This window comes from uncultured Fibrobacter sp. (assembly GCF_947305105.1).
In the GTDB taxonomy this organism is placed as follows: Bacteria; Fibrobacterota; Fibrobacteria; order Fibrobacterales; family Fibrobacteraceae; genus Fibrobacter.
The window spans coordinates 31,053-42,468 of sequence record NZ_CAMZCS010000028.1 but is presented as its reverse complement, the minus strand read 5'-3'; the positions used below and the strand labels follow the sequence as shown (position 1 = coordinate 42,468).

General features: G+C 51.1%; 8 protein-coding genes and 1 pseudogene. 7 read left to right on the top strand and 2 right to left on the bottom strand.

Annotated elements, in window-relative coordinates:
• The first annotated feature begins 81 nt into the window (after positions 1–81).
• The 5 genes from rpmA (at position 82) to Q0Y46_RS11655 (ending at position 7,736) form a co-directional block, all read left to right on the top strand.
• Positions 82–345 carry a 50S ribosomal protein L27 gene (gene rpmA, locus Q0Y46_RS11675; protein ID WP_297947558.1) on the top strand — a complete coding sequence of 88 codons (264 nt, stop codon included), beginning with the start codon at positions 82–84 and terminating at the stop codon, positions 343–345.
• Positions 346–413: 68 nt separating this feature from the next.
• Positions 414–2,708, top strand: a complete 2,295-nt coding sequence (locus tag Q0Y46_RS11670) for a hypothetical protein (RefSeq protein ID WP_297947556.1) — start codon at positions 414–416, stop codon at positions 2,706–2,708.
• Positions 2,709–2,763: 55 nt separating this feature from the next.
• Positions 2,764–3,552 (top strand): inositol monophosphatase family protein, encoded by a 789-nt coding sequence (locus Q0Y46_RS11665; RefSeq protein ID WP_297947554.1) that lies wholly within the window; start codon positions 2,764–2,766, stop codon positions 3,550–3,552.
• Between the two features lie 307 nt (positions 3,553–3,859).
• Positions 3,860–5,209: an NADP-specific glutamate dehydrogenase gene (gene gdhA, locus Q0Y46_RS11660; protein WP_297947552.1), complete on the top strand. Its 1,350-nt coding sequence runs from the start codon at positions 3,860–3,862 to the stop codon at positions 5,207–5,209.
• A gap of 532 nt (positions 5,210–5,741) precedes the next feature.
• Positions 5,742–7,736: a bifunctional diguanylate cyclase/phosphodiesterase gene (locus tag Q0Y46_RS11655; RefSeq protein ID WP_295685326.1), complete on the top strand. Its 1,995-nt coding sequence runs from the start codon at positions 5,742–5,744 to the stop codon at positions 7,734–7,736.
• On the opposite strand, the gene Q0Y46_RS11650 is transcribed toward Q0Y46_RS11655, so the two are convergent.
• Both Q0Y46_RS11650 and greA read right to left on the bottom strand, forming a co-directional pair.
• Complete coding sequence (locus Q0Y46_RS11650; RefSeq protein WP_297947550.1) at positions 7,724–8,527, bottom strand: TatD family hydrolase; 804 nt, start codon at positions 8,525–8,527, stop codon at positions 7,724–7,726. The two genes, Q0Y46_RS11655 and Q0Y46_RS11650, sit on opposite strands and share 13 nt — an antisense overlap.
• A 102-nt stretch (positions 8,528–8,629) precedes the next feature.
• Positions 8,630–9,097 (bottom strand): transcription elongation factor GreA, encoded by a 468-nt coding sequence (greA, locus tag Q0Y46_RS11645; protein WP_295685330.1) that lies wholly within the window; start codon positions 9,095–9,097, stop codon positions 8,630–8,632.
• A gap of 453 nt (positions 9,098–9,550) precedes the next feature.
• Here greA and Q0Y46_RS14960 point away from each other — a divergent pair.
• Positions 9,551–10,048, top strand: a pseudogene (locus tag Q0Y46_RS14960) (DUF2062 domain-containing protein); the annotation flags it as partial.
• Positions 10,049–10,147: 99 nt separating this feature from the next.
• Complete coding sequence (locus tag Q0Y46_RS11640; protein ID WP_366522527.1) at positions 10,148–11,392, top strand: DUF1015 family protein; 1,245 nt, start codon at positions 10,148–10,150, stop codon at positions 11,390–11,392.
• Positions 11,393–11,416: the final 24 nt, after the last annotated feature.

The window sequence follows — 11,416 nt, the reverse complement described above, 5'->3', positions numbered from 1 at the left end:
AAGGAAAAGATCGCTCAGGGCATCGCCAAGCCGGCCAAGGTCAAGAAGAACTCTCTCCGCAAGGCTAAGGAGGCTTAATCCATGGCACATAAGAAAGGTCAAGGTTCAGTACGTAACGGCCGCGACAGTAACGCCAAGTATCTTGGTGTCAAGAAGTACGCGGGCGAAACCGTCAAGGCTGGCAACATCATCGTTCGTCAGCGCGGTTCTCACTTCCACAAGGGCACCAACGTCGGTATGGGCAAGGACTTTACCCTGTTCTCCCTCGTTGATGGCAAGGTGAAGTTTGAACGCCTCGATGCGAAGCGTCAGAAGGTCTCCGTCTATCCGGACGAAGCCAACTAACTTTTACTTCGTTTGAATTTGAAAGCCGGACGCCTCTAGCGTCCGGTTTTTTGCTAAATTAAGCTACGATGATTATGCGTTTTTTCAAATTTTTGATGCTCCCGCTGCTGGCGTCCATGTTTTTTGCTTGTTCCGATGACGATGATGGTACGGATTACCCGTTTGATCGCGAAGTCATGGAAATGAGCGTCACTCGGTCTTGTGGTGTTAAGGCCAATTCTGTAGATACATGTTTCCGGATCAGTTTCCGTTACCCGATCAAGACCGATAGGCTTGAGTCTATCCTCTTGTGGCTCGATACGACCGTTGTTGACGATACGTCTAGGTCGGTTTCTGCTTCGCAACGCGATAAGGCCGATTCGGTTATAGAATACGATAGCAAGAAGGGCAAGGATTACGACACGATTGACTTGACCGAAAAGGTCAAGGATTACCTCAAGGAAGGCTACGACAGTCTCCAGGTTGCCCTATTCTGCAAGTATTCCAAGGGGGATCCGGGGGCTGTCCAGAGAGTGTTTCTCCTTTTGGGCGATACTCAGGAACCTTCGCTTGTCGCCATTCACGATTCAATCTGGACTACGGGTGCCTGGTTCGAATGGTCTCGCCCGACGGATCAGACGGACTTCTATACTCCGGCTGAAATATCCGGACCGATTGTCGGCTACAACGTTGTCATTTCGTCGGAAAATACAGAAGAGGACTTGCGGAAAGCTAAAATTTCTATAGAAGGCGCATTCTCGGATACCATCCGCCATGCGAGGATTGATTTTTACCACGACAGCATCATCGTCGATTCTGCATCGCATTCTTCAAAGGATAAGAATAAGCTCCGTCTTGTCGTCCTTGACGGGAAAGGCTATGATTCGGAGAACGATTCTGCTAACTGGTTTAGGCTCACAATCAAGGGGCTCCGTGCGGAATCCCATTATTCCATTGGAATTACTTCGTGGGATTCTTCGGGGAATAATTCGAAAGAAGTGACTAAAGCAATTCTCACGACAGATTCCATTGCGCCGCTTATGCCAACATCGATCTTCACAATAGAAGATTCGCTGTACCCTGGGTCTGGCTTTGTGCAATTGGATAGCAATAACCGTATGCGCATTTTCTGGAGCCGTTCTGTCGATCCGGTTATAAAAGATCATGGAATCAAGGTTGATTCTGTACTGGAGTTCCCGAGAGAGTGCTTGATTTATGATTGCTACGATACTGTAGCGTCTTATGAAATTAGACAATACAATCCTTCCAGTGGGACTTGGGATTCGGTCACCTTTGCGGGTGGCTCCAGTGAGCATTATATTAAAGAATATGATTGGGACGATGGCGAAATGGTTGTCGTCGACGGCGGTCGATTTGTCGTCGATACAATTCGTTGGGTCGCTCCGGGTGATACGATTATTCTACGCATACGTTCAAGGGATGCGTCTGGTTATTATTCCCATGCGTTGATTGATACCCTCTATGTTTCTCCGGGAGCTTTGGCTCAAGAAATAGAATGCCCCGAAGGATTCGTTCCTGTTTCTTTTTCTGATACGAATAAGTTCTGCATGGAAAAATATGAGCATCAGAACGATTCTGGAGAATTTGTTCGCAACGTGCTCCACTCCGAGGCTGTCGCGGCCTGCGAGGCAGTATCTGCAGATGGTTTTAAGGTTTCCCTGTGCAACGAGCGCGATTGGGAACTGGTTTGTTTGTCTGGCGGTCGCCTTGACTATGGTGTGATAGAGGATTCTGCGTCCGATGCCGTGGAATACCTTTATAAAATGTGCAATGTCGGTACAGAGGATTCTCTCGCTTCGGCTGATGTATCCAAGCGCAATCGCCATTGCGTAAACCCGATGGGTGTCCATGATATGCCTGGGCATTATCAGGAATGGGTGATGGGCCGTTCCGAGGATACTGCGGCTGTAGTCAAAGGCGCTAGCTATAAAGTTTTCGTTGGTTCAGACCGTGAATCCATTTCTAGGTGTACAAGCCGTAGCTTCCCGTTCTTCACACGTGTTGGCTATACGGTAGATCCTGTTTACCTTTACCGCGAAGGGACCAAGGTGGATACGGTATTCGAAGTGGATACTTCGCGCACATTGTATGCAAAGCTGACCAAGAAGGATTTCAAGGATTCTCTGCAGTTCTTCGATGTGCAGGATTCCAACGGGAACTCCATCGGTGTCGATTATGTGCCTTATGCGGAATACAAGAATGGTGGCGACGAATGGCTGAAAACCATCTCCAACGGCTTGGTGTATGTGCCTGATCATGTCGAGAAGGTCTTCTTCACGGGCGAGAAAGTGGTTTATAGAGAGGCATCCTCGTTCTACAGGTCGTCGTCAATTGGCTTCCGTTGCTGCGCATACCCTGAATAAGCTGACCGTGAGTAGTCCCTCATGGCTCGCCGCTCATAGCTCATCGCTAACCCATATGTCCGATTATCAACAATTTTTATCTGTTGCAGAAGCTCTCGCGAAACAGACGGGGGCTCTTTGCCTTGAATTCCAGAACAACTTGGGCGACGTAAAATACAAGTCCAAGAAAGACGTTGTGACTCGCGCCGATATCGCGAGCGAGAAACTGATTGTCGAAGGATTGCGTAACGCATTCCCGACGCATTCCATCCGCACCGAAGAAGCGGGCGTCATCGAGGGCGCGGATCCGCGCTACTGCTGGATTATCGACCCGGTGGACGGCACGGTCAATTTTAGCCGCGGCATTCCGTTCTGGGGAATTTCCATCGCTCTCCATCTCGAGGGCAAACCGTTGGTCGCGGTCGTGAACCTGCCCCGGCTTGGCGAGCTGTTTACGGCGATGAAGGATGGCGGTGCCTTCATGAATGGCAAGGCTATCCATGTGAGCGACGAAGCGGACCCAGTACACGCCATAGTTTCGAACGGCGATTTTAACGTGGGCAATCCCGAAAAGATCAATTCGCAGAATTCGCGTAACTTTGCTCGCGAGGCAGAAGTGTTCGAGCGCGTGAAATGTTTTGGTTCGGCAGTGGTGGAGGGGTGCTTTACTGCGTGTGGCCGCATCGACTGCTTTGTGATGACGATGAGCTACCCGTGGGACATTGCGGCGATTGCGCTGATTGTCGAAGAGGCTGGCGGAAAGTCAACGCACATTGACGGCTCCCCGATGCAGTTCGTTGACAGCGAACAGGTCGTCTTTTCGAACGGCATCCTGCACGAAACGCTCGTGGACTGCGTAAAGTAGCTGGTCATATAATTAGGCTCTTCCCTTGTCATGCCCGGCTTGACCGGGCATCTCCCGCTTTATTTTGTAAAATGATTTTTACTTCTGATAGGTAAATTTGCAAACTTACAAAAATGTAGGTTTTTGCTATTTCATGCCTTGAAATTTAACGAAAAAAGGCAATTTATAAAACTTGCAAAATACTAACTTACAAAAATGTAAGAAATTGAAGATTTCCGGCTGGTTTTTTCATTTTTTGTCGCGGGTTTGCTATCTTTAGACCCGTTAAAAACTTTAACAATCAAAACTCTCAACGGAGATAAATAAAATGGCAATCAAGAATGCTTACCTTCAGAAAGTCTATGACAAGGTCGTCGCCCGTGATCCGGACCAGGCCCTCTTCCACCAGGCTGTCCGCGAATTCCTCGAATCCCTCGACCCCGTCCTCGAACAGGACAAGTCTTGGGAAACCAACGGCGTGATCGACCGTCTCGTCGAACCGGAACGCGTGATCACCTTCCGCGTGCCTTGGCTCGATGACAAGGGTAACGTTCAGGTCAACCGCGGCTACCGCGTGCAGTTCAACTCCGCTATCGGTCCTTACAAGGGCGGTATCCGTCTCCGTAACGAAGTTACGCTCTCCATGCTCAAGTTCCTCGGCTTCGAACAGATCTTCAAGAACAGCCTCACCACGCTCCCCATGGGCGGCGGCAAGGGTGGTTCCGACTTCGATCCTAAGGGCAAGAGCGACAACGAAGTGATGCGTTTCTGCCAGTCTTTCATGACTGAACTCTGCAAGCACGTCGGTGCCGACACGGACGTTCCGGCTGGTGACCAGGGTACTGGCGCTCGCGAAATCGGTTACATGTTCGGTCAGTACAAGCGCATCCGCAACGAATTTGTGGGCGTTCTCACCGGTAAGGGCCTCTCCTACGGTGGTTCTCTCGCTCGTACCGAAGCTACCGGTTACGGCCTCTGCTACTTCACTCGCGAAATGCTCAAGGACCTCGCTAACGACTCCTTCCAGGGCAAGACCGTCGTGATTTCCGGTTCCGGTAACGTTGCCCAGTTCGCTTGCCAGAAGGCTACTCAGCTCGGTGGCAAGGTTGTGACCATGTCCGACTCCAACGGCTACATCTACGACCCGAACGGCATCAACCTCGACGTCGTTCTCGACCTCAAGAACGACAAGCGCGCTCGTATCAGCGAATACGCTAAGCTCGTTCCGGGTTCTGAATACCACGAAGGTTCTAAGGGTGTTTGGACGGTCAAGTGCGACATCGCTCTTCCGTGCGCAACTCAGAACGAACTCGACCTCGAAGGTGCCAAGGCCCTTATCGCTAACGGCGTGAAGGCCGTTGCCGAAGGTGCTAACATGCCGTCTACTCCGGAAGCTATCGAAGCCTTCCAGAAGGCTGGCGTTCTCTTTGGACCTGCCAAGGCTGCTAACGCTGGTGGCGTGGCTACCTCCGGCCTTGAAATGTCTCAGAACTCCGAACGTCTCTCCTGGACGTTCGAAGAAGTGGACAAGAAGCTCGAAGGTATCATGAAGAGCATCTACGCCGCTGCTTCCTCTGCCGCTGTCAAGTACGGCCAGAAGGGCAACCTGGTGATGGGTGCAAACATCGCCGGCTTCCTCAAGGTTGCCGATGCCATGAAGTGGCAGGGTGCGGTGTAATAGTTCTGAGTTATCAGTTCTCAGTTTTGAGTTCTCAGTTTTGAGTTATCAGTTCTCAGTTTTGAGTAACAACACAAAGGCCTCCGGTTCAAAGCCGGGGGCTTTTTTGTTCCCATTAAATTCCTCGCGCCTGGAGCAATCTCCATTAGAGAATCTAGAGGCTAGGATATAGAGACTAGGGAGAAATATCACGGCTTCGCCGTCTGTTATTAACGCACGAAGTGCGTGATTCTCATTCACTTGCCTCGAGCCTCGTGCCCCGAGCCTGGAGCCATTTTCCTTCGAATGTGATTGGCGTCATGTTTTTCGTTTGTTCGTTGTGTGGGCTGGCTCACACTTGCGTTATCGCCTTTATTTATGTTATTTTATATGCAGTGCTCAAAAAAGCCGTTTTTTGGGGCGATTTTGGGCGTTTTGGAGCGATTTTTTGGCTGGTTGTTTTTTGAAAAGAGAATGTATTCTTTTTATAAACATTATTTCTGCACCCATTTTGTTTTTGAATGTATATTTTTTGCAATAATTTGGAGCATAAATGAAACTTTTTGATGAACATGTTGTTTTGCGATTCGCACTGTTGATAACCAGTTTCCTTTTTGCTGCGGTTATTCCCGACTTTGTGGAACATTCCGATAATATTGTCGTTGTTATTCCTTATGTCATATCCATTCTGTTTTTGGATTACCTTGCCGTTTTTTATAGATTCCCTTCTTCTAATTCCCAGAAAAAAATCCGTAGCGATGTCAATGTGAATGAGGTCGTTCTTGAACCCATTCGTAATTACGAACGGGACCTCATCGAGAAAGATCGACTTTTCCAGATGATGATTGATGTTTCTTCTGAAGGGTTCTGGACATTTGATGTTTCTTCGAATAAGGTATTCTGGTCGAACAAGGTGGGCAAAATTCTTGGTATAGATGCCCTGGGTGATTCGTTCGAAGTGGTGAAGGGGTGTGTTCTGGAAAGTGACTGGGAGTCTTTCCGCAAGTCTTTGCAGGAATGCCTGAATGAAAAACGCAATTTCACGATTCGCATGCGCCTTTTGAATAAAATGGCTAATTGCGAGGCGATTGTCATTTCGGGGCGTCCGCAGTGCAACGAGGCCGGGCTCCTGATTCGTGTAATCGGTTCTCTTTCGGCTATCCAGGATTCGCGCAACCTCGTTCGTGAAAATGATTTCCTTTCGACATGTGATTCGCTGACTGGCGTGAGTAACCGCCAGGAGTTCTTGAATGAACTTGCGAAGGATGTCAAGAAGTCTACGGACCGTCCGGACTATATTTTTGCCCTTGCCCTTTTGGATATCGACAGCTTTGCCGCGATTAACGATTCCTATTCCATCGACGTGGGTGACCAAGTTTTGAGAATTGTTGCCGACCGCATCAACGCTTCGTCTCGTTCGGGAGATTGCGTTGCCCGAATTGGCCCGGATGTGTTCGCCCTGATATTCCGGAATATCCAAGGGAGTGATGTCAATGCGGAACTTATTTCCATTGTGCGCAATCTCCACGCCAAGGTCAAGATGCCTCTTAAATTGGAGGGTAAGGAACTCTACATCAGTGTTTCGATGTCTGTTGTGGTGAACAAGGACGGCGATTGTGTAGAAGACTTGCTGGCGAATGCGAACGCTGTCTTGCGCGACATGAAGAAGGGCGTCAACCATGGTGGGGTGCAGTTCTTTACGGGTGGAATCCGCGAAAAGGCGATGAACCTCTACAAGCTGGAATTTGAAATTCGCAGGGCTATACAGGCTCGCGAATTCGTGTTGGTGTACCAGCCCATTGTGGATATTGTCAACGGTGACCGCATTGTCGGTTTCGAGGCGCTTGTCCGCTGGAACAACAGTGAACGGGGCGTGATTTCTCCGGGTGAGTTTATTCCTATTGCCGAAGAAACGGGTTTGATTGTCCCGATGGGTGCCCAGATTCTGCGTATGGCTTGCGAACAGACCAAGATTTGGGTCGACATGGGTTACGAGAATATCCAGGTGTCGGTCAATTTCAGTGCCAAGCAGTTTGCGCTTGATAACATGGTCGATGATGTCCGACGCATATTGCAAGAGACGAAACTGAACCCGAAGAACTTGAAGCTCGAAATTACGGAATATACGGCTTTGCGTGAATCGGAGAAGACAATCAAGATGATGCGCGCCCTCGCCAGCATGGGCTTGCAGATTTCCATAGACGATTTCGGTACAGGTTACAGCAGCCTGGCCTATTTGAAGCGCTTCCCGGTGCATACTCTCAAGATGGATAAGTCTTTTGTCGACCACGTGACAGACGACGAAGAAGACGCTTCTTTTGCACGCATGGTTATCGGCATCGCGCATTCAATGAATATGGGCCTGATTGCCGAAGGCGTCGAAACTCGCGACCAGCTCGACTTCTTGAGGAGCGAGGGTTGCCAGTTTATTCAGGGTTACTACTTCAGCAAACCGCTCAATTCCGAGGCGGCGCTTGCGTACTTGCGCAGGCATTACAAAGGGGAGTCGACCCCTTCGCAGGTTTCCATGGCGTTTCAGATGCCGTAACAGTGGCGAGTGTTTTCGCGACAGTGCCTGTAGAGTTCCTCTACGGGCAAATTTTTTATTGTGGCGAGCGCTTGCGCGATGTAAGGGATATAGCCGGAATGGCATGGTTTGCCACGGTAGGGGATGGGCGCCATGTAGGGGGAATCCGTTTCTAGGAGCATTTGGCTTGGTGGTACGATAGCGGCAGCATCGCGGACGTTTTGCGCGTTCTTGAACGTGATGATTCCGGTAAAGCCAACATAGATTTCGACGCCTTTGGAACCCAGGTCGAGCATTTGTTTGCAAAATTCGGGCGAACCTGTAAAGCAATGGACATGGATTTTTTTGCCTTGGATATCGGCGTTACGGAGTACGGCGAGTGCATCGTCGTCGGCTTCGCGCAGGTGTAGTACCAGGGGTTTGCCGCTTTCGATGCCGAGTTGCAGGTGTCGCTCGAACAGTTCAACTTGCTTTGCCTTTGTTTCGGCACCATAGTGGTAATCAAGCCCGAATTCCCCGCAGGCGACGCACTTGGGGTGCTTGAGAAATTCCATCATGCGCAGTTCGTCTTCGGCGGTTTCTGTTTCGACGTATTCCGGGTGGATGCCGTAGGCGGTGTAGACGTTCGGGTATTTCTCGCTGAGTTCGCGGGCGTAATCAAAATCGGCAGGGTCGCAGGCTACGTGGATGAACGCTTCGGGTAATTGAACTTTATCGTCTGTGTCGCTAGGGATGCGGGCGAGGAGGGCGTCGAAGCTTTCGCCGGCATGCCGCTCGTAGGAATCAATATGGCAGTGAGTATCGATGAACATGATGCTAGTGGTTAGAGGCTAGAGATTAGGATCTAGTGAATAAGAATCACGCACTTCGTGCGTCTAAATTTTCTCTAGCCCCTAGATCCTATTCTCTAGATTCTAATAAGTAACTTCCAGGATTTCGTAAGTAATCGTTCCGCGGGGGGCTTGTACTTGCACGGTTTCGCCCTTCTTTTTGCCGAGCAGCGCTTCGCCGATGGGCGACTTCATGCTGATGCGGCCTTTGAGCGGGTCAATTTCCTTTTCACCGACGATGCTGTAAGTCTTTTCGCGCTTGGTCTTGATGTCCACCATCTTGATTGTCGCACCGAACTTGATGGATCCGTCTTCGGGAGCGACGTTTTCGACAATCTTTGCGCCATCCAGGATGCGGTCCAGTTCGCGCAGGCGGCGGTCAATCTCGCGGACGCGCATGCGGCCGTAGGTGTAGGCTGCGTTTTCGCTGCGGTCGCCTTCGGCGGCGGCGGCCTGCACTTGGTTGATCATGGCGGGGCGTTCCTCGTACTTGAGGTGTTCCCATTCGGCCTTGAGTTTTTCGAAACCCTCTTTGGAAATCAAATGCTTCATAGATTGTAAAATATATAAAAAGGCTCGGGGCTCGAGGCCCGAGCAGTGAGCAATGAGCGATGAGGTATGAGGCTCGAGCCTCCAGGCTCGAGGCTAGTGAATGAGAATCACGCACTTCGTGCGTTAGTAACAGACGGCGAAGCCGTGATATTTCTCCCTAGATCCTAACCCCTAACCACTTCCTACTTGTACTCTCGCTACTCCTCATAGAGGATAACTCAACTAAGGCAATAAATTGCCAAGTTTCGTATAGCTCAAGTACCAAATGCTCGGCTCGGCCATGTTCAAGCAAGCTTGACCGCGGCACTCGCCTTACGCATTTGTCCTACTTCCTACTGTCTACTGTCTACTTCCTACTTCCTACTTTCCTCACACCTCAAAGGGGCTTTAGCCCCGACCTCATCGCCTCTAACCCCTAGATTCTAGCCCCTAATTTTCTATATTTGGCACGCAATGATTCGTTTTAAGCACACCCCTATTGATCGTAATGAGTCGAAGTACAAGCGACTCAGCCGTATTTACTATAATCGTATGTTCCCGCGCCGCCAAGATGCCCTCAAGGTTGCGTGGTCCGTGTTTATTGGTGTTTTTATTGGCGTTTGGCCCACGATTGGTTTTGCCATTATTCTCACTGTTGCCCTTTGTGCCGTTTTCAGGCTCCCCAAGGTTCCTGGCGTTATCGCGGATTTTGTCGCGAATCCTGTTACGCAGTTCGGGTTTTTCTACCCGGGCGGATACTACATCGGCTGCAAGATTTACAATCCGGACTCCATCTCCTTTGACTTCTTGGGCGAGTTCGAGCGCATGTCCATACGCAACTGCGCTGTGATTCTCGAGAACCTCTGGGTGAATGCCGCCGATCACTTGATTGCGTTCCTAATCGGTATCACCATCATGGCCGCTGCAACGGCGTTCGTGTTCTTTGCCATTGCGTATTTCGTGGTGAGCTACCGCAAGAAGAAATGGATTGACGGCAAGACCGGCTACATCCACAACCTCATCTCTGAGGACGAAGTTTTAATTAAGGAATCCCACAAAGGAAAGAAGCCTATGATGCACATCTATCCGTTCAAGGCCTTGCGTCCGGTCAACCCGGCCGAAGCCGAAACTATTTCCGCCCTCCCGTACGACGTGATGAATCGCGCCGAGGCCAAAGCTATGGCCGAAGGGCTCCCGCACTCCTATCTCCGCGTCACGCGTGCGGAACTTGAGTTGCCCGACTCCGTGGACGCCTACGACCCGAAGGTCTATGCGCATGCCCGCGAGAACTTGGACAAGATGATTGCCGATGGCGTGATTGCCTACGACAAGAAGCCTTGCCTCTATGTTTACCGCCAGACGATGAACGGCCGTGAACAGTACGGCCTGGTGTGCTGCGTGCCCGCCGCCGACTACTTCAACGGCATCATCAAGAAGCACGAACTTACCCGCGCCGACAAGGAAGAAGACCGTCTGCGTCACGTGCTCGCCACGAACGCCAACACCGGTCCGGTGTTCCTCACTTACCGCGACCAGGGCCAGTTCGACGTGTTCGGCGCCGTGACCAAGCGTCCGCCGGTCTACGACTTCGTAAGCAAGGGCGATGGCTTTGGCCACACGGTGTGGATTATCGACGATGACGCCGAAATCGAAGCTATCCGCAAGTCCTTCGAGGCTGTGCCGGTGAGCTACATCGCCGACGGCCACCACAGGAGCGCTGCCGGCGCCCGCGCCGCAAGCTACCGCGCTCAGCAGAACCCGAACAATACGGGTGCCGAGGAATACAACCGTTACCTCGCCATCCTCTTCCCGAGCACCCAGCTCAAGATTCTCGACTACAACCGCGTGCTCAAGGACTTGAACGGCCGTACTCCGGAACAGCTCATGGCCGAGATGAAGAAGGTGTTCGATATTGTCGAACTCGACAGCATGCAGAGCCCTGCCAAGCAGAACCAGGTGAACTTCTACATGGGCGGCAAGTGGTATGCTTGCAGCTTCAAGGCAGAATACCTCAAGAACCTGGGCCCGGTTGATAGCCTCGACGTGGCTCTCTTGCAGAAGCTGATCCTCAAACCGCTCTTCGATATCGACGACCCGCGTACTTCCAAGCGCATCGACTTTGTCGGTGGCATTCGTGGCCTGGGCGAACTTGTGAAGCGCGTGGATAGCGGTGAATGTGCCTGCGCCTTCGCCATGTACCCGACGACGCTCGACCAGCTGATGAACATTGCCGATGCCGGCGAAATCATGCCGCCCAAGAGCACTTGGTTTGAACCCAAGCTCCGCGACGGCCTGCTGGTCCACTCGCTCGACTAATTTACCTTAGTTGGAATTTGCCCC